General features: G+C 72.4%; 21 protein-coding genes and 1 pseudogene. 14 read left to right on the forward strand and 8 right to left on the reverse strand.

Features of this window, described 5'->3' with window-relative positions:
* The first annotated feature begins 303 nt into the window (after positions 1-303).
* The 5 genes from AB0O01_RS31520 to AB0O01_RS31540 all read left to right on the forward strand — a co-directional run bounded on the left by AB0O01_RS31520 (position 304) and on the right by AB0O01_RS31540 (position 5200).
* A complete protein-coding gene (locus AB0O01_RS31520; RefSeq protein ID WP_365318735.1) occupies positions 304-1818 on the forward strand; it encodes a DUF6421 family protein in 1515 nt (504 codons plus the stop codon).
* 41 nt (positions 1819-1859) lie between these two features.
* Positions 1860-2606: an SDR family oxidoreductase gene (locus AB0O01_RS31525; protein ID WP_365318941.1), complete on the forward strand. Its 747-nt coding sequence runs from the start codon at positions 1860-1862 to the stop codon at positions 2604-2606.
* Entirely contained in the window at positions 2603-3673 is a 1071-nt protein-coding gene (locus AB0O01_RS31530) for a low specificity L-threonine aldolase (protein WP_365318737.1), read from the forward strand. The genes AB0O01_RS31525 and AB0O01_RS31530 overlap by 4 nt, the downstream gene beginning before the upstream one ends.
* A gap of 172 nt (positions 3674-3845) precedes the next feature.
* On the forward strand, positions 3846-4484 hold the full coding sequence (locus AB0O01_RS31535; protein WP_365318739.1) for a transglutaminase family protein: 639 nt from the start codon (positions 3846-3848) through the stop codon (positions 4482-4484).
* Positions 4481-5200, forward strand: coding sequence for a phenylalanine--tRNA ligase beta subunit-related protein (locus AB0O01_RS31540; protein ID WP_365318741.1), 720 nt, complete (start codon positions 4481-4483; stop codon positions 5198-5200). Before AB0O01_RS31535 ends, AB0O01_RS31540 begins: the two co-directional genes overlap by 4 nt.
* 291 nt (positions 5201-5491) lie before the next feature.
* Here AB0O01_RS31540 and AB0O01_RS31545 read toward each other — a convergent pair whose 3' ends face one another.
* Both AB0O01_RS31545 and AB0O01_RS31550 read right to left on the reverse strand, forming a co-directional pair.
* Positions 5492-6220 carry a lysophospholipid acyltransferase family protein gene (locus AB0O01_RS31545; protein WP_365318743.1) on the reverse strand — a complete coding sequence of 243 codons (729 nt, stop codon included), beginning with the start codon at positions 6218-6220 and terminating at the stop codon, positions 5492-5494.
* A 264-nt stretch (positions 6221-6484) separates the two neighbouring features.
* Positions 6485-6901 (reverse strand): DUF4395 domain-containing protein, encoded by a 417-nt coding sequence (locus AB0O01_RS31550; protein ID WP_365318745.1) that lies wholly within the window; start codon positions 6899-6901, stop codon positions 6485-6487.
* A 75-nt stretch (positions 6902-6976) separates the two neighbouring features.
* Here AB0O01_RS31550 and AB0O01_RS31555 point away from each other — a divergent pair, with 75 nt between their 5' ends.
* From AB0O01_RS31555 to AB0O01_RS31570, 4 genes are all read left to right on the forward strand, one after another.
* A complete protein-coding gene (locus AB0O01_RS31555; protein WP_365318747.1) occupies positions 6977-7390 on the forward strand; it encodes a thioredoxin family protein in 414 nt (137 codons plus the stop codon).
* Between the two features lie 124 nt (positions 7391-7514).
* Complete coding sequence (locus AB0O01_RS31560; protein ID WP_365318749.1) at positions 7515-8036, forward strand: flavin reductase family protein; 522 nt, start codon at positions 7515-7517, stop codon at positions 8034-8036.
* A 219-nt stretch (positions 8037-8255) separates the two neighbouring features.
* Entirely contained in the window at positions 8256-9044 is a 789-nt protein-coding gene (locus AB0O01_RS31565) for an electron transfer flavoprotein subunit beta/FixA family protein (RefSeq protein WP_365318751.1), read from the forward strand.
* 152 nt (positions 9045-9196) lie between these two features.
* Positions 9197-10159, forward strand: a complete 963-nt coding sequence (locus tag AB0O01_RS31570; RefSeq protein WP_365318753.1) for an electron transfer flavoprotein subunit alpha/FixB family protein — start codon at positions 9197-9199, stop codon at positions 10157-10159.
* A 246-nt stretch (positions 10160-10405) separates the two neighbouring features.
* On the opposite strand, the gene AB0O01_RS31575 is transcribed toward AB0O01_RS31570, so the two are convergent.
* Positions 10406-11308, reverse strand: coding sequence for an endonuclease/exonuclease/phosphatase family protein (locus AB0O01_RS31575; protein WP_365318755.1), 903 nt, complete (start codon positions 11306-11308; stop codon positions 10406-10408).
* 269 nt (positions 11309-11577) lie between these two features.
* Between AB0O01_RS31575 and AB0O01_RS31580 the strand changes: the two genes are divergently transcribed.
* Positions 11578-12885: an aldolase gene (locus AB0O01_RS31580; RefSeq protein WP_365318757.1), complete on the forward strand. Its 1308-nt coding sequence runs from the start codon at positions 11578-11580 to the stop codon at positions 12883-12885.
* Between the two features lie 293 nt (positions 12886-13178).
* Here the strand turns inward: AB0O01_RS31580 and AB0O01_RS31585 are convergent, their stop codons facing one another.
* Together AB0O01_RS31585 and AB0O01_RS31590 are read right to left on the reverse strand one after the other, a co-directional pair.
* A complete protein-coding gene (locus tag AB0O01_RS31585) occupies positions 13179-14156 on the reverse strand; it encodes a hypothetical protein (protein ID WP_365318759.1) in 978 nt (325 codons plus the stop codon).
* Positions 14157-14167: 11 nt separating this feature from the next.
* Entirely contained in the window at positions 14168-15217 is a 1050-nt protein-coding gene (locus AB0O01_RS31590; RefSeq protein ID WP_365318761.1) for a LacI family DNA-binding transcriptional regulator, read from the reverse strand.
* Positions 15218-15435: 218 nt separating this feature from the next.
* On the opposite strand from AB0O01_RS31590, the gene AB0O01_RS31595 reads away from it, so the two are divergent.
* Entirely contained in the window at positions 15436-16389 is a 954-nt protein-coding gene (locus tag AB0O01_RS31595; protein WP_365318763.1) for an ROK family protein, read from the forward strand.
* Positions 16390-16580: 191 nt separating this feature from the next.
* On the opposite strand, the pseudogene AB0O01_RS31600 reads toward AB0O01_RS31595, so the two are convergent.
* A pseudogene (locus AB0O01_RS31600) lies at positions 16581-17872 on the reverse strand (NPCBM/NEW2 domain-containing protein); the annotation flags it as partial.
* A gap of 247 nt (positions 17873-18119) precedes the next feature.
* Between AB0O01_RS31600 and AB0O01_RS31605 the strand changes: the two are divergent.
* Positions 18120-18320: a hypothetical protein gene (locus AB0O01_RS31605; RefSeq protein ID WP_365318765.1), complete on the forward strand. Its 201-nt coding sequence runs from the start codon at positions 18120-18122 to the stop codon at positions 18318-18320.
* A 169-nt stretch (positions 18321-18489) separates the two neighbouring features.
* Positions 18490-19566: an NUDIX domain-containing protein gene (locus AB0O01_RS31610; protein WP_365318767.1), complete on the forward strand. Its 1077-nt coding sequence runs from the start codon at positions 18490-18492 to the stop codon at positions 19564-19566.
* Positions 19567-19995: 429 nt separating this feature from the next.
* On the opposite strand, the gene AB0O01_RS31615 is transcribed toward AB0O01_RS31610, so the two are convergent.
* Positions 19996-21351, reverse strand: coding sequence for a dipeptidase (locus tag AB0O01_RS31615; protein WP_365318769.1), 1356 nt, complete (start codon positions 21349-21351; stop codon positions 19996-19998).
* A gap of 263 nt (positions 21352-21614) precedes the next feature.
* Between AB0O01_RS31615 and AB0O01_RS31620 the strand changes: the two genes are divergently transcribed.
* Positions 21615-22919 carry a geranylgeranyl reductase family protein gene (locus tag AB0O01_RS31620; protein WP_365318771.1) on the forward strand — a complete coding sequence of 435 codons (1305 nt, stop codon included), beginning with the start codon at positions 21615-21617 and terminating at the stop codon, positions 22917-22919.
* Between the two features lie 229 nt (positions 22920-23148).
* Here AB0O01_RS31620 and AB0O01_RS31625 read toward each other — a convergent pair whose 3' ends face one another.
* Positions 23149-23598, reverse strand: a complete 450-nt coding sequence (locus AB0O01_RS31625; protein WP_365318773.1) for a nitroreductase family deazaflavin-dependent oxidoreductase — start codon at positions 23596-23598, stop codon at positions 23149-23151.
* Between the last annotated feature and the right edge of the window lie 84 nt (positions 23599-23682).

The raw sequence follows: 23682 nt of genomic DNA on the forward strand, positions 1-23682 counted from the left end.
GCAGCCCGCAGCCCGCAGCCCGCAGCCCGCAGCCCGCAGCCCGCAGCCCGCAGCCCGCAGCCCGCAGCCCGCAGCCCGCAGCCCGCAGCCCGCAGCCCGCAGCCTCGCCCCGAACCGCCCCTCGCACCCCCACCCCGCCCCCCGTCCCGACCCGCCAAACTCACCCCCGCTTCCCCATCCAGCAGGAAATAATCCGGTGAACCGCCGGTAAGCGCAGGAGGATCTGCGGCGACTCCCCTTGCTGGAAGAAAGGTCGTACGCATACGGTGTCCATACGCAAGGTTCTCCCGTGGAGGATGGGACATGACGGAAATTCTTGATCACCCGACGACCGATGGGCAGGTTTCTGCTGCGCCCCGGGTGGTCGAGCACCCGGCGTGGCCCCTGCTGAAGGGCGCCGTCGAGCGGATCCGGGGCTGGCAGTCCCCGGACGGCTCCATCGACTTCACCACCGATCGCACCCCGGCTCCGGAGGGCAGCTCGGCCGCCGAGCCCGCCGAGCGCACCCCGACCGCCGGTTCTGCCCCGACCGCCCGGCCCACCCCGGCCACAATGCCCACCCCGGCGGCAGAGCCCACCCCCACCCCCACCCTCGCCACCCAAGCCATCACCCAGATCATCGAGGCCGTACAGACCCTCTCCCCCCTCCTCCCCCACGACGCCGCCTACCACGGTGCCCTGGTCGAGGACCTGCGCCGCTGGTCGGACGGGGGTTTCCGGGTGCCGGACTTCCTCGACTCGCTGCTGGCGTTCCAGCCCGCCGCCGACCGCCGGGACGGCCTCCAGCACCTCGTGGTCTTCGCGATGTACACGCAGAACGGCAATCCGGACCGCAATCTCGAAGCGGTCGTGCTGAGGATGGTCTGGCCGGACTGGCTGGCGGAGCTGGAGCGCACGCGCTACGACAACCCGCTGTTCTGCGGGATCACCTTCGAGGACTTCACCGCCGGGTACGACACCAACTCGGCCGTCCTGTTCCCGGAGACCATCGCCGTACGCGAGGCGCCTGAACGTTTCTCCTGGGGTGGGATCTTCTGCGACCGCGAGGCCGCTCGCTTCCGCCGGGTCACCGCCGCCGCCGTGGATCTGCTCGGCCTCGAACTGCCCGAGGACATCGCCGCGATGGTGCACGACCAGAAGCGCAGCGAAGAGGCGTTCGTGCTCTGGGACATGGTCCACGACCGCACGCACAGCCATGGCGATCTGCCGTTCGACCCGTTCATGATCAAGCAGCGCCAGCCGTTCTGGATGTACGGCCTGGAGGAGCTGCGCTGCGACCTGACCGCCTTCAAGGAGGCCGTGAAGCTCGCCGGGGAGGGCGTTCCGCAGGCCCGTGACGTGCAGTACGCCGTACTGTTCGACCGGATGTTCCGCTTCCCGGTCACCGGTGAGCGGGTCCGCAACTACGACGGGCTCGGCGGCCAGCTCCTCTTCGCCTACCTCCACCGGCACGACGTCCTGCGCTGGACCGACAACAAGCTGTCGATCGACTGGGAACGCGCCCCGCGGGTCACCAACCAGCTCTGCGCCGAGATCGAGACCCTCTACCGGGACGGCATCGACCGCCCCAAGCTCGTCCACTGGTTCAAGGGGTACGAGCTGGTCGCCGCCTATCTCTCCCCGCACCCGGGATCGAAGTGGGCGAAGGGCCCCGAGGCGCTGGATCTGTCGTTGCCGCCCCGGAAACTCGTCGATGACGTGCTTCCGGACGAGTTTCCGCTGAGCATGTTCTATGAGGCGCTGTCCAAGAAGCTGAAGAAGGTGATCGCCTCGACCCGGGGCATCACGGCGGACACCGCCGAGCGCGTCGCCGCGTGAGCGACGAACGCAACGAGAACGCTGCTCAGGAGGCGAGGACCATGGGGAACGGGGCGCTCAGTGGCGCGGTGATCGCGGTGGCCGGCGCGGGCGGGCCTGCGGGCCGGGCCGCCGTGCTGCGGCTGGCGGAGGCCGGGGCGACCGTCATCGGCGCCGACAACGATCCGGAGCGGCTGGCCGAGGCCGTGGACGCGGCCGGATACGCGCACGGCGGCGCCACCGTCGTCGGTGACACGGTGGACCTGCTGAACCGGGAGTCGGCCCAGGAATGGGCGGACCGTATCGAGAAGGACTTCGGCCGGGTGGACGGCCTGGTCCATCTCGTCGGCGGCTGGCGCGGCAGCGAGACCTTCACCAAGACCAGGCTCGACGACTGGGACTTCCTGGAGCTGCTGCTGATCCGCACGGTCCAGCACACCTCGCTCGCCTTCCACGAGGCCCTCCAGCGCAGCGACCGCGGCCGTTACGTGCTGATCAGCGCGGCCGGCGCCAGCAGCCCCACCGCGGGCAACGCCGCCTACGCCGCCGCCAAGGCCGCCGCGGAGGCGTGGACCCTGGCCCTCGGCGACTACTTCCGCAAGGCGGGGGGCGAGGGCGGCCCGCACGCGGCGGCTGCCATCCTGGTCGTCAAGGCGCTGGTGCACGACGCGATGCGCGCCGAGCGACCCAACGCGAAGTTCGCGGGCTTCACCGATGTCACGGACCTGGCCGAGGCGGTCGTCGGTGTCTGGGACAAGCCCGCCGCCGAAGTGAATGGACGACGTCTGTGGCTGACCGAGAAGCCGTGAACCCCCCGAAGACCGACGCGCGCCGTCACCACGACCCGGAGGTCCGCGGTTTCGCCAGCGACAACTACGCCGGCGTCCACCCGGAGATCCTCGCCGCCCTCGCGCTCGCCAACGGCGGCCACCAGGTCGCCTATGGCGAGGACGACTACACCGCGCATCTCCAGAGTGTGGTCCGCAGCCACTTCGGAGCGACAGCGGAAGCCTTCCCGGTCTTCAACGGCACCGGCGCCAATGTGGTCGCCCTCCAGGCCGTCACCGACCGCTGGGGCGCGGTGATCTGCGCCGAGAGCGCGCACATCCATGTCGACGAGTGCGGCGCGCCCGAGCGGGTCGGCGGGCTGAAGCTGCTCACCGTACCCACGCCCGACGGCAAGCTCACCCCCGAGCTGATCGACCGGCAGGCGTACGGCTGGGACGACGAGCACCGGGCGATGCCGCAGGTGGTGTCCATAGCGCAGAGCACCGAGCTGGGGACCGTCTACACCCCGGACGAACTCCGTGCCCTGTGCGACCATGCCCACGCGCTCGGTATGCGGGTCCATCTCGACGGTTCGCGGCTCGCCAATGCGGCGGCCTCCCTGGACGTCCCGATGCGGGCGTTCACCAATGCGGCGGGCGTCGATCTGCTCTCCCTGGGCGCCACGAAGAACGGGGCGCTGTTCGGCGAGGCCGTCGTCGTGCTCAACCAGGACGCGGTCAGCCATATGAAGCATCTGCGCAAGCTGTCCATGCAGCTCGCCTCCAAGATGCGGTTCGTGTCCGTGCAACTGGAGGCCCTGCTCGCCCGTGACCTGTGGCTGCGCAACGCCCGGCACGCCAATGAGATGGCCCAGCGGCTCGCCGAGGGCGTCCGCGCGGTGCACGGGGTGGAACTGCTCTATCCGGTCCAGTCCAACGCCGTCTTCGCGCGGCTCCCGCACGAGGTGACCGTCCGCCTCCAGAAGCGGTTCCGCTTCTACTTCTGGGACGAGGCGGCCGGGGATGTGCGCTGGATGTGCGCGTTCGACACCACCGAGGAGGACGTGGACACCTTCGTCGCGGCCCTCAAGGAGGAGATGGCCCGCTGAGCCGCGCTGCCTCGCCGTCATGAGGCCACGGGGCCATGAAGGCGTGAGGTCATAAAGGCAAGAGGGCGTGCAGCCGTGAAGGCGTGCAGGCATGAAGCACTGAGTGCATAGGTATGCGGTGATCTGAAAAGTCATTGACTCTCGGGTGATCGCTTTCCTATGCTCTGCGGGCATGCGGCTCATCCAGCACACCCCCGACCTGTCCGCCTATCTGGCCGCCGACGAGGTCATCGATCACCACCATCCGCTGGTGCGGCGGACCGCCGCCCGGCTCGCGCGGAACGTCACCGACTCGTATGACTATGCGCGGGCTGCCTTCGAGTTCATCCGCGACACCGTCCCGCACTCCGCCGACAGCGGCGATCCGCGGGTCACCTGGCGGGCCTCGGACGTTCTGGAGCAGCGGACGGGCATCTGCTACGCCAAGGCCCATGTGCTGGCCGCCCTGCTGCGCGCCGAGGACATCCCGGCCGCACTCTGCTACCAGCGCCTTCGGCACGACGGGGGCGACGGGGAGGATGTGGGCGGCGGCTATGTGGTGCACGGACTGACCGCCGTCCGGTTCCATGGTGCCTGGCACCGGCAGGACCCGCGCGGCAACAAACCCGGGGTGGACGCGCGGTTCTCGCTGACCGGTGAGCGGCTGGCCTTCCCGGTGACCAGTGGTGGACCGGGTGACGAGTCCAGTGAGGTGGACTATCCGGTCCTGTACGCTGAACCGCACCCGGTCGTCCTGGACGTCCTCAAGGCGGCCACCGACCGGGCCCATCTGTGGCAGACGCTCCCCACCGCACTCCCGAGGCAGCCATGACGTTCTCCCTGACCGTCTCCGACGAGGTCCGCGCCCTCGCGCCCGGCTTCACCCATGTCACCGTCGAGGCCCATGGACTCGTGGGCGGACCCAGCACCGACGCCGGCGCGGCCCTCCTGGACGACGCCACCCGCCGACTCGCCGAACGCCTGGCCGGACGGGCACCCCACGAGGACCCCCACATGGCCGCCTGGCGTACGGCGTACGCCGCTTTCGGCGCCAAGCCCTCCCGCACCCGCAACTCCGCGGAGGCCCTGGCCCGGCGCGCGCTGACCGATGCCGGACTGCCCCGGATCAACCTCCTGGTGGACCTCTACAACGCCGTCAGCGTGGCCCATCTGATCCCGGTCGGCGGGGAGGACATCGACCGGATCGAGGGCGGGATGCGGCTCGTGCGGGCGCGTGGCGACGAGGACTTCGTGACCACCGCCGGGGGCGAGGAGACGGTCGAGCACCCGGAGCCCGGCGAGGTGGTGTGGCGCGACGATCTCGGCGTCACCTGCCGCCGCTGGAACTGGCGCCAGGGCCCGCGCACCCGGCTCGACGAGGACACCGTCTCCGCCATCTTCCTGCTGGAGAGCCTCGACCCGATGCCCGTCGCGGAGGTGCGGACCGCCGCGACGGAACTCGCCGAACTGCTGGAGAAGTTCAGCCCCGGGGCGGAGATCACCCTCGGCGGGGCGACGACCGGCCCGGGGGTGCCGACGGTGCCGTGACGCCTCCGCGGGGCCCTGCGGGGGCGTACGGGCGGGGGCGGCGGCAATCAGCCAGGGGGCGGCGCACGCCCTGGCCCGCCGTCCCACACACGCGGGAGCGCCTCCAGCGAGGCGATGCCGGTCGTGCAGTCTCGATCGCCGCCCCACGCGCCCGCGAGCGCTTCCCAGGTTCCCGGTCACCAACCGAGAACCCCGGACGCCGCCCCACGCGCGGGAGCGTCTCCGCGTATCCGGCACAGCGGCGGCTGCGGGATCAGGCCGCCACCCTGCGCGCCGCAGCGCCGCAGCGCCTCAGCGCGCCTCCGCCGCCTTGACCGCCTCCGGTGTCGGTGCCGTGCCGCCCAGGTGGGCCGGTATCCACCAGGTGTCGTCGGTGCCCTTGGGGCGGACCGGGTACGCGCGCTGGGCGGCCTCCAGCAACTCCTGCACCCGGCCGCGCAGTCGCCGGGTGAGGGCGCCCGCGTACTCGTCGCGGCTCGCCTCCATCGCCTCGCCGACCCGGACGGTGACCGGGATGTGGCTGCGCTTGAAGTTGCGCGGGTGGCCCTTGGTCCACAGCCGCTGGGTGCCCCACACGGCCATCGGGACGAGCGGCACGCCCGCGTCCTGCGCCAGCCGGGCCGCGCCCGACTTGAAGCTCTTCAGCGTGAACGACTCCGAGATGGTGGCCTCGGGGAAGACCCCGATCACCTCGCCGGAGCGCAGCGACTCCAGCGCGTGCCGGTAGGCGGTCTCGCCCTGCTTGCGGTCCACCGGGATGTGCTTCATGCCGCGCATCAGGGGACCGGACACCTTGTGCCGGAAGACCGACTCCTTGGCCATGAAACGGACCAGCCGCTTCTGGGGCAGGGCCGCCAGACCGTTGAACACGAAGTCCAGATAGCTGATGTGATTGCTGACCAGCACGGCACCGCCCGACCGCGGGATGTTCTCCGAACCCTGGCAGTCGATCTTCAGATCCCACACCTTGAACAGCGTGCGGGCGAAACCGATCACCGGGCGGTACACAAGCTCTGCCATGGGCGGGACAGGCCCTTCCTGCTCTGCCTGGGAAGGGACTCCCGGCGGAAAGTTACGCGGCCGTAGGTTTACGGCATCTCGCAGATGGTGCCCGAAGAACGAACAGGGGGCCACCCCTGGTGCCCGCGACCGGCGTAATCCTCGTCACGTCCCATGATCCACTTTGTCGCGTCCCCTGCCATCGGCGGCGCCCCGCGCGCGGGACCGCCGTTCCGGAGGGCGTTCCCGGGGCCGCTCCAGGAGCCCGCTTCCCACCCCTCCGCGCTACCTCGGCCGCACCGCCACCCGCCGTGCCAGCACGTACATCTCGCATCCCAGGCAGTACCCGAACGCGGCGTTCAGGAAGGCCGCCGCGAGGGCCGCCCCGGTGGCCGCGAGGCCCAGCCACTGCGGGCCGAGCACATACCCGGCGAGACCGACCAGCGCGAAGGCGAGCCCCACGGCCTGCGCGAAGCGGGGCGGCTGGGGCGGCTCGAACACCGTCGGCGGCCCGATCCGGGGCCGTACCAGCCGACGGAAGACCCAGCCGTACGGCGAGCGGCCCACTCCGCCCACCGCGCCGAGCGCGAACGCCAGCGTCTGCCAGGCCAGCAACCAGGCGCTCCCGGTGACCAGTACGGCCGCCAGGACCGCGGCGGTCACGGTGGCCCCGAACCGGGGTCCCCTCACATCGATGTCCATGAATCAACTATTCCGTAGCCCGGACGCCTCCACGGGCCGGGAATCTTTGCAGTCTGATGAACGCTGCACCCGTCGATGACCGGACTGATGGTGTGCCTGGCGGTGCTCGCGGCGGCGAGCGCCTATGGAGTGCTGCACAAGCGGCGGAGCGGGAGGGTACGGGTGCGCGGGCGGGACGACGGCAAACGGCTCGGCGCGGCCGAACTGGGCGGCGCGCTGGGGGAGCGGGCCACCCTGGTGCAGTTCTCCAGCGCCTTCTGCGCCCCGTGCCGGGCGACCCGCCGGATCCTGGGCGAGGTCGCCGCGATGGTGCCGGGCGTCGCCCATGTGGAGATCGACGCCGAGGCGCGCCTGGACCTCGTCCGCGCGCTGGACATCCTCAAGACGCCGACCGTGCTGGTGCTCGACGCGGACGGGCGGATCGTACGGCGGGCGACCGGGCAGCCGCGCCGGGCGGATGTGATCGCGGCGCTGGGTGAGGCCGTGTGAGCCGGGAGGCGGCGGAGCGTCGGACGGGTCACTCACCGGCGGTGAATCAGGTCCCATGTGCCCCGGCGTACTTGACCGGGGCCGCCGGGCGTCGGGAGCCTGGTCGTATGCGCGGGATCGCCCCATGACGGCCGTACCGGATCTGGAGTCCGCCCCGGGTGGGGTCCGGCCCGGCTCGCCCGAACTGCTGCGGTCGTTCTTCCGGCGGCACGCGGCGGGGGTCGCGGTGATCACCGCGCGCGGTGCCCGGGGTCCGGCCGGTTTCACGGCCACGTCCCTGGCGTCGGTCGCGGCCGAACCCCCGCTGCTGTCCTTCGGGATCGCCACGGGGGCATCGAGCTGGCCCGCGGTCGAGGCGGCGGAGTACGTCGGGGTGCATCTGCTGGCGGAGCGTCAGCGGGAGCTGGCGGACACCTTCGCGCGCAGCGGGGCCGACCGGTTCGGGCCGCCCACCCGGTGGACGGAGGGCCCCGAGGGGGTGCCCCTGCTGGCGGGGGTGCTCGCCTGGGCGGTGTGCCGGGTGCACGCGCGCGTGCCCGCGGGTGACCATCGGATCGTGATCGCCGAGGTCGTCCGGGGCGACCCCACGGGGTCCGGACGACCCCTGCTGTACCACCGGGGGGACTTCACCGGCCTGCGGGATTGATCACGTGGCCCCGCGACTGCGGGACCGTCCAGTTCCGGTTACGCTGCGTTGCAAAGGTCACAGTTCAAAGCGCTTGCTCAGCGGGCATGGGTTGAGTGTACTGACGAGTAATATCTTGGCCGGAGCGCAGGTCGCCCCGGCCGGGACCGGCCGCCAGGGGCGCCTATGCTGCCTGCTGGAAGGCAGCCGAGAAATGACGATTGCAGTAGGAGAGCCGGCGTGAGCTTGAGGATCGTTGTCACTGTGAAGTACGTGCCCGACGCCACTGGCGACCGGCACTTCGCCGATGACCTGACCGTCGACCGCGACGACGTCGACGGACTGCTCTCCGAACTGGACGAGTACGCGGTCGAACAAGCCCTCCAGATCTCCGAGAACTCCGACGACGACGTCGAGGTCACCGTGCTGACGGTCGGCCCCGAGGACGCCAAGGACGCGCTGCGCAAGGCCCTCTCCATGGGCGCCGACAAGGCGATCCACGTCGAGGACGACGACCTGCACGGCACCGACGCCATCGGCACCTCCCTGGTGCTCGCCGCCGCGATCGAGAAGGCCGGCTACGACCTGGTCGTCTCCGGCATGGCCTCCACCGACGGCACCATGGGCATCGTCCCGGCGCTGCTCGCCGAGCGGCTGCGGGTGCCGCAGGTCACGCTGCTCTCCGAGGTGTCCGTCGCGGACGGCAAGGTCACCGGCCGCCGGGACGGCGACGCCGCCTCCGAGCAGCTCGAAGCCTCCCTGCCGGCCGTGGTCTCGGTCACCGACCAGTCGGGCGAGGCCCGTTACCCGTCCTTCAAGGGCATCATGGCGGCCAAGAAGAAGCCGGTGCAGTCCTGGGACCTGTCCGACCTGGACCTGGACGACGACGAGGTCGGCCTGGAGAACGCCTACACGGTCGTCGACTCCGCCACCGAGCGCCCGGCCCGCACCGCCGGCACGATCGTCAAGGACGAGGGCGAGGGCGGCAAGCAGCTCGCCGCATTCCTCGCGAGCCAGAAGTTCGTCTGAGTCCGCCGCCCGGCGTTCCGAGCCCGCCGCACGGCGGCTCGACCGGCGCCCGCCCGCGGCCGAGGGCACCCCGCCCCGCCGCCCGGCGCGCCGCACGACTCTGAGGCGCCGGCCGCCCCGCCCCCTTCGCACCGCAGGAGAGAAGAAGTCCCATGGCTGAAGTTCTCGTCTACGTCGACCACGTGGACGGCGCCGTCCGCAAGCCCACCCTGGAGCTGCTCACCCTCGCCCGCCGGCTCGGCGACCCGGTCGCCGTCGCCCTGGGCAACGGCGCCGCCGACACCGCCGCCGTCCTCGCCGAGCACGGCGCCGTGAAGGTCCTCACCCACGACGCCGCCGAGTACGACGACTACCTGGTCGTCCCCAAGGTCGACGCCCTCCAGGCCGCCCACGGGGCCGTCTCCCCGGCCGCCGTGCTGGTGCCGTCCTCCGCCGAGGGCAAGGAGATCGCCGCCCGGCTCGCCCTGCGGGTCCACGCCGGCATCATCACCGACGCCATCGACGTGGAGGCCGGTGACGAGGGTCCGGTCGCGACCCAGTCGGTGTTCGCCGCCGCCTTCACCACCAAGTCCCGCGTCGCCAAGGGCACCCCGGTCATCACGGTCAAGCCGAACTCGGCCGCGGTCGAGCCCGCGCCGGCCGACGGTGCCGTCGAGGCCCTCTCCGTGACCTTCTCCGACCTGGCCACCTCGACCCGGGTCACGTCCCGCACGCCGCGCGAGTCGACCGGCCGTCCGGAGCTGACCGAGGCCGCGATCGTGGTCTCCGGCGGTCGCGGGGTCAACGGCGCCGAGAACTTCGCCGTCATCGAGGCCCTCGCCGACGAGCTGGGCGCGGCCGTGGGCGCCTCGCGCGCCGCCGTGGACGCCGGCTGGTACCCGCACACCAACCAGGTCGGCCAGACCGGCAAGTCCGTCTCGCCGCAGCTCTACATCGCGGCCGGCATCTCCGGCGCGATCCAGCACCGCGCGGGCATGCAGACCTCCAAGACCATCGTGGCGGTCAACAAGGACGCCGAGGCCCCGATCTTCGACCTGGTCGACTACGGCATCGTCGGCGACCTCTTCGACGTCGTGCCGCAGCTCACCGAGGAGATCAAGACCCGCAAGGGCTGATCGTTCCCCGGCCGATCCCCCTAGGGTGCCTCCCCGGGTGCCCTACGAGACCCCCGCGGGCTCCCTGTGGACCCCTGCGGAAGCTGTACGAGGCCCCCGCGGGTTCCTTGCGGGACGCTGCCGACGCTGTGCGAGGCCCCTGTGACCGCTCTTGTGGCGGGCGCGGGGGCCTCGGGCGTGTCGTGGGCGCGGCGGCGTTCAGCCGGGCGTGGGTGCGCTGCCGTTCCGCTGGCAGCGTGGTGGCGGTCAGCCGAGTGTGAGGGTCGCCTGCACCGGCAGATGGTCGCTCGGGAACCGGCCCTCCAGGGCGAAGGTGTTGATCTCCGCGCGGTGGGTGGTCACCCCGGGTGTGGTGAGGATCCAGTCGATGCGGTCGCCGTCCGGGGTCAGCGGGCGGTAGCCGTGGAAGGTGGCGTACAGGGGGCCGCGCTCGGCGGCGGTGTCCCAGGTGTCGGTGAGTCCGGCGGCCAGCAGCGTGTCGTGGACGGGGCTCCGGTGGGCGGCCTCGTTGAAGTCGCCGGTGACCACCAGCGGCAGGGCGGGATCCAGGGCGGCGATCCGCCGCACGATCAGCTCGGTGGCCCGGGTGCGCGCGTACGCGCTGCTGTTGTCCAGATGGGTGTTGAGCGCGATGAACTCCCGGCCGTCGTCGCCCCGGTCGCGGAACCGGACCCAGGTGACCATCCGGAGGGAACCGCCGCCCCAGGTGTTCGATCCGATCACGTCCGGCGTGTCGGACAGCCAGAAGTGGTCGAACTCCAGCGGTGTGAGCCGCCGGGTGTCGTACAGGATCGCCATGAACTCGTCCCGGCTGCCGCCCGCGCGGCCGGTGCCGATCCAGTCGTGGTGCGGCCCGAGGTCGCTCTCGATGTCCCGCACCTGCTGGTACAGGCCCTCCTGGGTGCCGATCAGATGGGGCCGCTCCCGGCGCAGCAGCGCGCGCATGACCGGTCTGCGGACGCTCCAACTGTTCGGCTCGGCGGTGCTCGCGTAGCGCAGGTTGAAGGACATGACCTCCAGCCGGTTCCCGGGGCGTTCGTCGGCGGACGCGGCGGCGGTCAGGGCGGCGCCCGACAGGGGCACGGCGACCGTGGCGGCGAGCGCGCTCTTGAGGCCCGTACGGCGGGTGACACGGCTGCGGTTGGGCACGGGGGCTCCTTCGCGGGGTGCACGGCGGCCGGACGGGCGCCGTGCGGGGTGTGTGAACCGAAGTGTGGACCGAGGTGTGGGCCGAGATATGGATCGAGGTATGAATCGAATGTGTACCGAAGTGTTCTACCGCCGTATGAGTTGGGTGTGAACATGCCGAAATGCAGGAGTGTCCCGGTGCGGAAGGGGTGTTGACCCGGGGTGGACCGGCGGATAGCTTCATTCAACGGATTGTTGATTCCATGAAGCGGAAAAGCGGAGGGTGTGGCATGGGCCAGGGCCAGCAGGAGCGGGTGCGGACGAGCCTCGCGGGCGCCGTCAGCGAGGAGATCAGCGCCTCCCTCGCCCCCGTCGACGCCGAACTGGAGCGCCGCTACCCGGGAGACCCCGGCACCCGCCAGCCCGTCCACACCGTCTACGTCCCCGGCGACGCCTTCACCGCCGGCACCGTCCGCTCCTGGGGCGACCGGGCCCTCGCCGCCCTGGACGAACACGCCCCCGACGCCGCCTCCTTCGCCGCCGTCCTCGGACTGGACGACGCCCTCGCCGAACCCGTCCACGCGCGCGTGCGCGCCAAACTCGCCCAGGAGCCGGTCGAGGACCTGCGCGTCGACTTCGAGGACGGCTACGGGCCCCGCCCCGACGCCGAGGAGGACGAGGCCGCCGCCCGCGCCGCCCGGCTCGTCGCCGAGGCGTACGCCGAGGGCACCGCGGCCCCCTGCACGGGCATCCGTATGAAGTGCATGGAGGCGCCGGTCCGCGACCGGGGCATCCGCACCCTGGACATCTTCCTGACCGGACTCGTCGAGGCGGGCGGGCTGCCCGGCGGGCTTGTCCTGACGCTGCCCAAGGTGACCTATCCCGAACAGGTCACCGCCATGGTCCGGCTCCTGGACGCCTTCGAGAAGGCACATGCCCTGGAGCCCGGCCGGCTCGGCTTCGAGATCCAGATCGAGACCAGCCAGTCCATCCTGGGCGCCGACGGCACCGCCACCGTCGCCCGCCTGATCCAGGCCGCCGAGGGCCGCGCCACCGGCCTGCACTACGGCACCTTCGACTACAGTGCCTGCCTCGGTGTCTCCGCCGCCCACCAGGCCAGCGACCACCCCGCCGCCGACCATGCCAAGGCCGTCATGCAGGTCGCCGCCGCGGGCACCGGCGTACGCCTCTCCGACGGCTCCACCAACGTCCTGCCGGTCGGCCCCACCGACCGGGTCCACGACGCCTGGCGGCTCCACTACCGCCTCACCCGGCGCGCCCTGGCCCGCGCCTACTACCAGGGCTGGGACATGCACCCCGGGCATCTCCCCACCCGCTACGCCGCCGTCTTCGCCTTCTACCGCGAGGGCTTCGAGGCCGCCGCCACCCGCCTCGCCCGCTACGCCGGGCACACCTCCGGCGACGTCATGGACGAGCCCGCCACCGCCAAGGCCCTCAGCGGCTATCTGCTGCGCGGCCTGGACTGCGGCGCCCTCGACAGCGCCGAGGTCACCGGCCTGACCGGACTGTCCCGCACCGACCTGGAGAACTTCGCGACACCCCGGCGGGGAGACCTCACGGGGGCGGCGTCCCTCTGATCGTCCCGGACATCGCGGGGGCGGTGCCCCCGCGGGGGCCTGCGCCGGGGAGGAGGCGGTGGGCAGTGCCCCCCCGGGGGGGCCTGTATCCGGGAGGCGCAGGGCTGCCGTCCCGGTTCGGTTGGGGGTCTGTATCCGGGAAGCGGCGGGTCGTCACCCCGGTAGGGGGACTGTGCCCGGGAAGCGACAGGCCGTGACTCCGGCGAGCCGCCGGTGCCCGTGCAGCGGCCGGTTCCGTCACCGCCGTCCGCGCGGACACCCGCTGTCAGTGGCGGTCCGTAGGCTGTGGACGATCACAGGGATGCCCACGGCTCCCCGGTGCCCGGACTCCCGGTCGCCCGACCCCGCCGTACGAACCTCTCCAGGCCGGAGGCCATGACCAGTCCTTGTTCCGCGAACAGTTCGGTGCCGCGGGCGCCGACCGACGGATCGGCGCGCACCCGTGCGCAGAACTCCTCCGGAGTCGTCCCGCACAGCTCCCGGAGCCAGGGGTGCGCGGCCAGCAGCCCGGTGAGCAGGGCCCGCTGGTCGCCGTGGCGCAGACGCGTGCCGTGGCCGTCGTGCAGCACGCCCCGGCGATTGACGTAGGCGTACGCGCCCGGGAGGGTCCGTCCGTCCGCCAGGTCGATCCGGACGTCCGGCGCGGGCAGCCAGCCCCGGCGGTAGTTGCCGTCCGGCAGGGGTACGCCCTCGCTGGCGTCGACGGCGGCCAGTTGCCCGGCGTCGAGCCAGGTGAGGAACAGCTCCCGAACCGTGCCCGGCGCCGCGAAGGGGGACGCGCTGATGTATCCCATCCGGCTGACGTGCGCCGACACGCCGATGTCGAGCCCGGTGACCCGTGCCTTGACCAGGGGGAGCGGCGTCGTGATCGCGCACTCCGCGAGCTTGGCGCGGAGCTGGGCGGGACTGGCGTTGGAGCCCACGGCGAGCACGGGTACGCGGTCCTCGTGGACCAGCCGGGTCAGCGGCAGCAGCCGGTCCCCGGCGAGGAGCGCGGAGTCGTCGGGCCGGGCGCCCGGGTAGGTCAGCGGGTCGTCGCGGGGGACGACGTCCAGGCCCAGGGCCTCCAGGGTGGGGCCGGGACCTGGGCCGGGGGCTTGGAAGGGGCCGTCGCGAGGAGTAGGCGCGGGCGAGGCTGCTGGGGTGGTCGCAGAGGTGGGCCCCGGCGTGCCCTCGCCGTCGCCGAACGTGCCCGGGTACGCGGGGGTGGTGGGCGCAGGCCCTGTACGTGGCCCGGCGCCCCCGCCGTGTCCGTCCGTCGCCTCGTGCATCGCGCCGTTCCTCAGTCCTGCGGCGGCAACTCGCCCGAGCCGCGCTTGATGAGCCGGGTCGGCAGTTCGATCCGCTCCGGTGTGATCAGAGTGCCGTCGAGCTGCCGGAACAGCCGCTCGGCGGCCGTCCGGCCGAGGGCCGCAGCGTCTTGGGCGACCACCGTGACACCCGGCTGGAGCAGATCGCCCAGCTCGATGTCGTCGAAGCCGACCAGGGCCACCCGGCGCCGCTGCTCGGCGAGGACCCGGATCACGGTGACCGTCACCCGGTTGTTGCCCGCGAAGATCGCGGTGACCGGATCGGGGCCCGTGAGCATCTCCTCGGCCGCCCGCCGGACCCGCTCCGGGTCCGTCACCCCGAGGGATATCCAGGCGTCGGCGATCTCCGTCCCGGCGTTCTCCATGGCGGCCCGGTAGCCGCGCAACCGCTCGGCGGCGGTGTGGATCCGGGGCCGGTCGCCGATGAAGCCGATCCTGCGGTGACCGCCCGCGATCAGGTGCGCCACCCCGTCCCGGGCCCCGCCGAAGCTGTCCGAGAGCACCGCGTCGGCGTCGATCCGACCGGCCGGACGGTCCACGAACACCGTGGCCACCCCCGCGCGGATCTCCGGCTCCAGATAGCGGTGGTCGTCCCCGGCCGGGATCACCACGAGGCCGTCCACCCGGCGGGCGCACAGGGCCAGCGCGAGTTCCTGCTCACGCTCCGGGTCCTCCGCGCTGGAACCGTTGATGAGCAGCGCCCCGTGCGCGCGGGCCACCTCCTCCACCGCTCGGCTCAGGGGCCCGTAGAACGGGTCGGCGAGATCCTCCAGGACCAGCCCGATGCTCGCGGTACGGCCCTTGCGCAGCACCCGCGCGCTGTCGTTGCGCCGGAACCCCAGCGCGTCGATCGCCTCCTGCACCCGCCGCTCGGTCTCCGGCGTGACCCCCGGCTCCCCGTTGACGACCCGCGAGACCGTCTTCAGACCGACCCCGGCTCGTGCGGCCACGTCCTTCATGGTCGGCCGATTGCCGTAACGGGTGGTCGGGAGGCCGTCTGCTCGGCGGTGCGTGTCGGGCACGATGTGGTGTCCTGTTCCTGTGGTCCGCGGTGATGCGTCGGCGCATCGGGGCAAATGAGGATGTGGCGTCGAGCATAGGGCCTGGACAACGTTGTCAGAGGCAGGAGAGACTGTCCACCGCAATCTTCGGCCCGCGCGCCCCACCGCTGGACCGGCCTGCCCATTCCCCGCAGCACCGCGGGGAGACCGACCTTGGTTGACGGGGAGATCCGACTCTGATGCACACCGACCTCGTGGCAGCTCTCGACATCGGCGGTACCAAGATCGCCGGGGCGCTGGTGGACGGCCACGGCACGATCGTGGCGCGGGCGCAGCGCGCGACGCCCGCGCAGGAACACGGCGACACGGTGATGGGAGCCGTGGAGGAGGTGCTCCGGGACCTCGCCGCCTCGCCCCACTGGGTCCGCGCGGACGCCGTCGGCATCGGCAGCGCGGGCCCGGTGGACGCCACCGCGGGGACCGTGAGCCCGGTGAACGTCCCCGGCTGGCGCGGCTATCCCCTGGTCCACCGGGTCCGGGAAGCGGTCGGCGGACTGCCGGTCGAACTGATCGGCGACGGTGTCGCCATCACCGCCGCCGAACACTGGCAGGGCGCCGCGCGGGGCCACGACAACGCCCTGTGCATGGTCGTCTCCACCGGCGTCGGCGGCGGGCTGGTCCTGGGCGGACGGCTGCATCCGGGACCGACCGGGAACGCCGGGCACATCGGCCACATCAGCGTCGAACTCGACGGCGACCCCTGCCCGTGCGGTTCGCGCGGGTGCGTCGAGCGCATCGCCAGCGGTCCCAACATCGCCCGGCGGGCCCGGGAGGGCGGCTGGCGGCCCGGCCCGGACGGCGACACCTCCGCCGCCGCGGTGGCCGCCGCCGCCCGCGCGGGCGATCCGGTGGCCGTCGCCTCCTTCGAGCGCGCCGCGCAGGCCCTCGCCGCCGGGATCGCGGCCACCGCGACCCTGGTCGAGATCGACATCGCCGTGGTCGGCGGCGGGGTCGGCAAGGCGGGGGCGGTCCTCTTCGATCCGCTGCGCAAGGCGCTCGCCACGTACGCCACCCTCTCCTTCGTCCAGCGGCTGACGGTGGTGCCGGCCCAGATGGGGACGGACGCGGGGCTGGTGGGCGCGGCAGCGGCGGTACTGGCGCGGCGGTCGGACCCGACGGTGGCGGGGGTGTAGGCGGGGCGGAAGTGTGGGTGGGGGCGGGGGGCTTGGGGCGGATCGTGTTCGTTTTGCTGTGCATGAGCGATCGTTTGAATGAGTGATCGCTCTGGCTGAGATCGCTCATGCACGGCCCCGCTCCCGGTCGCCGTTCCCGCTGCTGTTGCCGTGGTCCAGCGGGCTGCGTCGGCGTGGGCGTGTCGCGGTCGGCAGTTCAGGCGGGCGTCCGCCCAGTCGCCGTGGTCGGAGGTGATGCCGTCGCCGCCGTCGATGACGAGCGGGCGGACGGTGCTCGCGCCGGTCACGTCCGCGCGGAGCGCCTGTGCGGGCGCCGAGGTGGTGAGGACGCCGGTGGCGGCGGTGAGCCGGTCGTCCGCCGGCTCTGGAACGCGACCGTGCCCCAGGCGCCTTCCTTGTCGTCGACGACAACCTCGGCGGTGATGGCCGAGCAGTGGCCGCCGGTGCGGTACTCGATCTTGCTCTCGGCATGGACGCCGAGGACCTTCTCGTACGCCCTGCCCTTGATGGGGATCGGGGTGCGGCCGAGCGTCGTCAGGTGGGTGTCGAGCGGGGCGGGGCGGCCGGCCTCGACCAGGGAGCGGCTGTCGGGGCCGTACTCGACGGCGGGCGGGTTATGGGCCCAGCGGAAGTCGGCCCGGACCCGCAGCAGCACGGTGCCGTGGGCGGGGACGGCCGCGGCGAGGGTGCCCGCCGTGTTGCAGGTGCGGTGCTCCCACAGGTCCCGGCTGGTGTACCCGGCTGCGGCGAACAGACCGACGGTTCGGGTGGTCGTGGCGACGCGCTGCGGGCTGGAGGACTCGCTGAACAGGGCCACCATGCGGCTCCCGTCCCGCATCTCCTTGGCGGCCACCCGGCGACCGCCGTCGGACGAGACACCCCTGCCCTGCTCGCCGAGCGGCTCCTGGTCGACGGCGATGACCTCGCGGTTGCCGAGGATCTCGAAGGTGGCCTCGGGCGCCTCCCGCAGAGCGCTGCCGATGAGCAGCGGCGCGGCCATGACCGACCACATCGAGAAGCGGGTGCGGTACTCGGTGTCGGTCATGTCGCCGTTGCCGACCTCCAGCATGTCCGGGTCGTTCCAGTGGCCGGGTCCGGCGTACTGGGCGAGCGGCAGACTGCGCTTCATGATCGGGAGCACCGAGCCCCAGTCGTCGCTGATGTCCCCCCTGGTGCGCCACAGTGGGCCGACGCCCTCGGCCCACTCCCAGGGCCTGTTCTCGCCCCACTCGCAGATGCTGTGGACGATGGGGTGCCCGGTCTCCTCGGTGGCGGCCCGGAGCGCGTCCCGCATGGTGGTGTAGCGCTGGATCGCCTCCACGCCCTGGTCGTTGCAGTTGTCGTATCTGAGGTAGTCCACGCCACAGTCCGCGAACTGGCGGGCGTCGCTGTACCCATGGCCGAGGGCGCCGGGGAAACCGGTGGAGTCGCAGGTCCTGGTGCTGGTGCAGATGCCGAGCTCCGGACCAGTTGTTGGGACCCATCGGAGGGGTGGGGGGCCAGACCGTCGGCCGGATCGGGGGCGGTCGGTCCTCCGGTCGGCGCCCCGGACCGGATATCGGCCCCCTGTGTGCCGGTTGAGGTCCGGTGTGAGGGGCGGTCGGGGCGCTGGAGCCGCGCTGTGCGCATGTGCTGTGCTCCTGTTCAGTGCGCCTGTTCCGAGTGTCGTGCTGTGCACCCGTCCGGACCATGGCCGTGACCCGCGTACCGCTCGGGGAGTTGAGGGGGGCATGAAGAAGCGCAGCATGCTGGCCATCGCCTCCCTCGCCACCGGATTCGTCGTCGCCGCCGTGACCCCGTCCCACGGGCTCGGCGACGCGCTGACCGACATCGATGTGAACGGCACCCTGAGCGCCGTCGACCACACCATCGCCAGCGACAGCCTGGCCGTCGAGGAGAACGCCCTGGGCGGTGGCGGCCACCAGGAGTGACCGGCGGTTCCCCGCCCCAGCGCCATGGCGCCGGACCCCGTACGACGGGGACCGGCGCCATGGTGTTTCCCCCGCCGTCCCCCTCGCCGTCACCCGCCCTCAACTGGGGCTGGTTTCCGTGGCAGGGTGGAGCGGGCAAGCCACAGGGGCCAACAGAAGAGGGGGAAACGTGACCGTCGTCTGGATCAACGGTGCGTTCGGTGCGGGAAAGACCACCACCGCACGGGAACTGATCGAGCTGATCCCGAACTGCACGCTCTTCGACCCCGAGGTCATCGGCGCCGCGCTCGCACAGCTACTGCCGGCCAAACACCTGGCCGAGGCCGGCGACTTCCAGGATCTGCCGATCTGGCGCCGCCTGGTGATCGACAGCGCCGCCGCGATGCTCGCCGAACTCGGCGGAACGCTCGTGGTGCCCATGACGCTGCTGCGCCAGGACCACCGCGACGAGATCTTCGGCGGCCTCGCCGCCCGCCGGATCGCCGTCCGGCATCTGGTGCTCACCCCGGCCGAAACGATCCTGCGCGAACGGATCGCCCACCGGGAGGTCCCGCCCGACCTTCCGGACGGTGAGATACGCGTCCGGCAATGGTCGTTCGATCAGATAGAACCGTTCAAGACCGCTTTCGGCTCATGGCTCGGCGGGGACGCGCATCCGATCGACAACGGTTCGCTCACTCCCCGGCAGACCGCCGCCCGGATCACCGACGCCGTCGGCGCGGGGCACGTCCCGCCGTGCGACATCGTGCAGAGCCCGGAACCCACCGCCGAGACGGTCGCCTCCGGGGTGCTCCTCTTCGACGAGCGGGACCGGGTCCTGCTGGTCGACCCGACCTACAAGCCCGGCTGGGAGTTCCCCGGCGGTGTCGTGGAACCCGGCGAGGCCCCTGCCCGCGCCGGGATGCGCGAGGTCACCGAGGAGACCGGCGTCCGGCTCGAAGAGGTGCCCCGGCTGCTCGTGGTCGACTGGGAACCCCCCGTACCGCCCCGCTACGGCGGACTGCGCCTGCTCTTCGACGGCGGCCGGCTCGACTCCGGCCGGGCCGCGCGGCTGCGGCTGCCCGGCCCCGAACTCCGTGACTGCCGCTTCGTCACCGAGAGCGAGGCCGCGCGGCTGCTGCCACCCGTGCGCTACGAGCGCCTCAGATGGGCCCTGCGCGCCCGTGAGCGCGGCTCGGTGCTGTACCTGGAGGCGGGGGTGCCGGTGGGAGGGGGCGGGCAGGAAGGGGGCGGCGGGGGCGGCTGAGGAGGACGGTGGCGGGGCTGAGGGGGGGGATGGGTAGGAAGACGGTGGCGGGGGGCGAGGAGGGGGGCCGGGTCAGGGCCCCGAATGGCGCCCTTGGGCGCCGTCGTATCAGGGCGACGGCCGCCAGTGGCCGGTGCCGCCTCAGGACTCCGGCCGTGGGCCACCTTCCGCCCCGGAAACCGCACAAGGGACCCCGGTGACTTACCGGGGTCCCTTGGATCGTGATTCGCGTACTCGTGCGCAACTCGATCCCGGGCACCGATCGAGGTGCCGGGGGCCGGACGCCACCTCGCGCGAACAGGGTGCCCTGGACTCCCGCCCGGGTCCGGTGCCCCTGGCTCCCTGCCACCGTCCTGGCGCCCCGGGTCCTGTCACGGTCCCTGCGCCCCGGGATTCCCGCCCTCGCCCGGGCGTTCCAGGGAACCCGCCTCAGCTCGCCGCGTAGTTGCGCAGGAACAGGGCCTCCGCCACCGAGAGCCGCTCCAGCTCCTGCGGGGACACGCTCTCGTCGACCGCGTGAATCTGGGCCTCCGGCTCGCTCAGGCCGATGAGCAGGATCTCGGCCCCGGGATAGAGCGAGGCCAGGGTGTTGCACAGCGGGATCGAGCCGCCCTGGCCCGCGTACTGCATCTCCTGGCCCGGGTAGGCGACCGCCATCGCCTCGGCCATGGCCCGGTACGCGGGGCTGGTCGGGTCGGCGCGGAATGGCTGCCCCTGGCCGACCTGCGCGGTGGTCACCCGGGCGCCCCACGGCGTGTGCGCCTCCAGGTGTGCCTGGAGCAGCTTCGTCGCCTCGGCCGCGTCCACACCCGGCGGCACCCGCAGGCTCACCAGCGCGCGGGCGCCCGCCTGCACCGACGGGGTGGCGCCGACGACCGGCGGGCAGTCGATGCCGAGGACCGTCACCGCCGGGCGCGCCCAGATCCGGTCGGCGACCGTGCCCGACCCGATCAGCTCCACCCCGTCCAGCACCTTGGCGTCCGTACGGAACTGGGACTCGTCGTACTGGAGGCCCTCCCAGCCGGAGCCGGTGGGCAGGCCGTCGACCGTGGTCGAGCCGTCCTCGGCGCGCAGCGAGTCGAGGACGCGGATCAGCGCGGCCAGTGCGTCCGGGGCGGCGCCGCCGAACTGACCGGAGTGCAGATTGCCTTCGAGGGTGTCCACCGAGACCCGGACCATGGTCATACCGCGCAGGGTGGTGGTGACCGTCGGCAGGCCGACCCGGAAGTTCCCGGCGTCGCCGATGACGATCGTGTCGGCGGTGAGCAGGTCGGGGTGCGCCTCGGCGTACCGCTCCAGGCCGCCCGTGCCCATCTCCTCCGAGCCCTCGGCGATCACCTTGATGTGCACCGGCACGCCGCCGTTCGCCTTGAGCGCCCGCAGTGCCAGCAGGTGCATGATCACGCCGCCCTTGCAGTCGGCGGCACCGCGCCCGTACCAGCGGCCGTCGCGCTCGGTCAGCTCGAACGGCGGAGTGGTCCAGGCGGCCTCGTCCAGCGGCGGCTGCACGTCGTAGTGCGCGTAGAGCAGGACGGTGCGGGCGCCCTCGGGGCCGGGCAGGAGGCCGTAGACCGACTGGGTGCCGTCCGGCGTGTCGAGCAGGGCGACGTCCTCGAAGCCCTCGGCGGTCAGCGCGTCCGCGACCCAGCGGGCGGCGCCCTCGCTCTCGCCCTGGGGGAACTGGTCGAAGTCCGCCACCGACTTGAAGGCCACCAGCTCGGTGAGCTCCGCCTTCGCCCTGGGCATCAGCGAGGCGACGGTCTCGGCGACCGGATTCGACGACATGGGCACGCTCCTCGTAGGTGCGACGTTGTACTCGGTGAACGGGTCCGCGCGGTCGGCGGGCGCCCGGAAGCACCGCTGCTGGTCCCCGCACGCTCGCGTGTACGGACCGGCGGTGCTGATGGGCGGCCGGTGACCGCGCGAGTGTAGGCGCGCCCTTGTGCGGGGCGCATACGCAGCAGATCCTCCCACAGTGGCCTGCGGCGGCACGGCCGTAGGATGCGGGGGACAGTCGGCAGGCGGCGGATCGGGAGCAGTAGACCATCGTGAGCAGCGAGAACTCTTCGGCGGACGACGTGCGGCAGGTGTGGGACGTCGTCGTGGTGGGCGCGGGGCCGGCGGGCGCCTCGGCCGCGTATGCGGCGGCGGTCGCCGGGCGCCGCGTGCTGGTGCTGGAGAAAGCCGATCTGCCCCGGTACAAGACCTGCGGGGGAGGCATCATCGGCCCCTCGCGCGACGCGCTGCCACCCGGCTTCGAACTGCCGCTGCGCGACCGGGTGCACGCGGTCACCTTCTCCCACAACGGGCGCTACACGCGCACACGCCGGTCCAAGCAGATGCTGTTCGGTCTGATCAACCGACCGGAATTCGATCAGCAGCTCGTCGAGCACGCCCAGAAGGCGGGCGCCGAGCTGCGGACCGGGGCCACGGTGTCGCGGGTCGAGCAGCACGGCTCCGCCGTCCCGGACCGGCGCACGGTCGCCGTCGTCCTCCAGGGCGGTGAGACCCTGCTCGCGCGCGCGGTGGTGGGCGCGGACGGCAGCGCCAGCCGGATAGGAGCCCATGTCGGCGTCAAGCTGGACCAGGTGGACCTGGGGCTGGAATCGGAGATCCCGGTCCCGGAGACGGTGGCGGAGGACTGGAAGGGCCGGGTCCTGATCGACTGGGGTCCGATGCCCGGCAGTTACGGCTGGGTCTTCCCCAAGGGCGACACGCTCACGGTCGGGGTGATCTCCGCGCGCGGCGAAGGCGCCGCCACCAAGCGTTACTTGGAGGACTTCGTGGGGCGGCTCGGCCTCGCCGGGTTCGAACCGAGCATCTCCTCCGGGCACTTGACCCGCTGCCGGGCCGACGACTCGCCGCTCTCGCGCGGGCGCGTGCTGGTCTGCGGCGACGCGGCCGGTCTGCTGGAGCCGTGGACGCGCGAGGGCATCTCCTTCGCCCTGCGCTCCGGGCGCCTCGCGGGCGAGTGGGCGGTCCGGATCGCGGAGGCGCACGACGCGGTGGACACCCGCCGCCAGGCCCTCAACTACGCCTTCGCGATCAAGGCCGGGCTGGGTGTGGAGATGGCCGTCGGCAAGCGGATGCTGCGGATCTTCGAGCGCCGGCCGGGGCTGTTCCACGCGGCGCTGACGGGCGTCCGCCCGGCCTGGAAGGCGTTCATGGACATCACCCGGGGCGCGACCTCGCTGGGCGAGCTGGTCCGCAGCCGTCCGATCGCCCAGCGCGCGCTGGCCATGCTGGACCGCCGGATGCCGCCGGAGCCGGACCCGGAGCCGGAGCCGGACCTGAAGGCGGACCCGAAGGCGGACACCGAGCCGGAGGCGGGGGAGGAGCAGCCGCGCGGCTGATGATGGCAGTGGCTGGGTGGCTGGGTGGCTGGGTGGCTGGGTGGCTGGGTGGCTGGGTGATCGGGTGATCGGGTGATCGGGTGGAGCACTGGTCCGGTGCCGGGTGGGGAACGGTGCCGGGTCCCGGCCCGGCCCGGCCCGACCCGGGCCCAGGAGGGGGCATGGCAGCAGCTCATGGACAGGGCGGCTGACAAGCGCGGCAGCTCATCCATCGGATCCGATGATCACATCACTTCACAAAAGTGATCCGGAAGACCGGATGATCAGGAGCGATCCGCCGCAGTTCGAGGTCCGATGACTCGGGGCCGACGCCCCGGAAGAACGCCCCCACCTCCGCCTTCCAGCGCCTCAGATAGGCCCGCAGCACCGGCGGCTTGTCGTCCTCGGAGACCTCGGTCGCGGTGAACCGGTCCCTGTTCCGGCCGAGCCGCAGCTCACCCCCGCCCGCCGCCCGCAGGTTCCGCGTCCACTGCACATGGCCGCGCGGGGCGACCAGGTAGTAGCGCCCGTCGAGGGTCAGCAGATTCACCGGCGTGGTCCGCCACTCGCCGCTCGTGCGGCCCCGTACCGCCAGCACCCGCGAACCCCAGACACTCACCCCGCGCGCGGTCAGCCAGGCGACGGACCGGTTGAGGACATGGACGGTGAACCAGCCGGGCTGCTGCACATGAGGGGACATGATGACTCCTAGAGCTGCACATTCGTACAACTTCGCACAACACGCTTAAAACTGATCAAACGAACTCAAGGGCAGTCTGCCCGA

The organism is Streptomyces sp. NPDC093252, assembly GCF_040683675.1.
Taxonomy (GTDB): domain Bacteria; phylum Actinomycetota; class Actinomycetes; order Streptomycetales; family Streptomycetaceae; genus Streptomyces.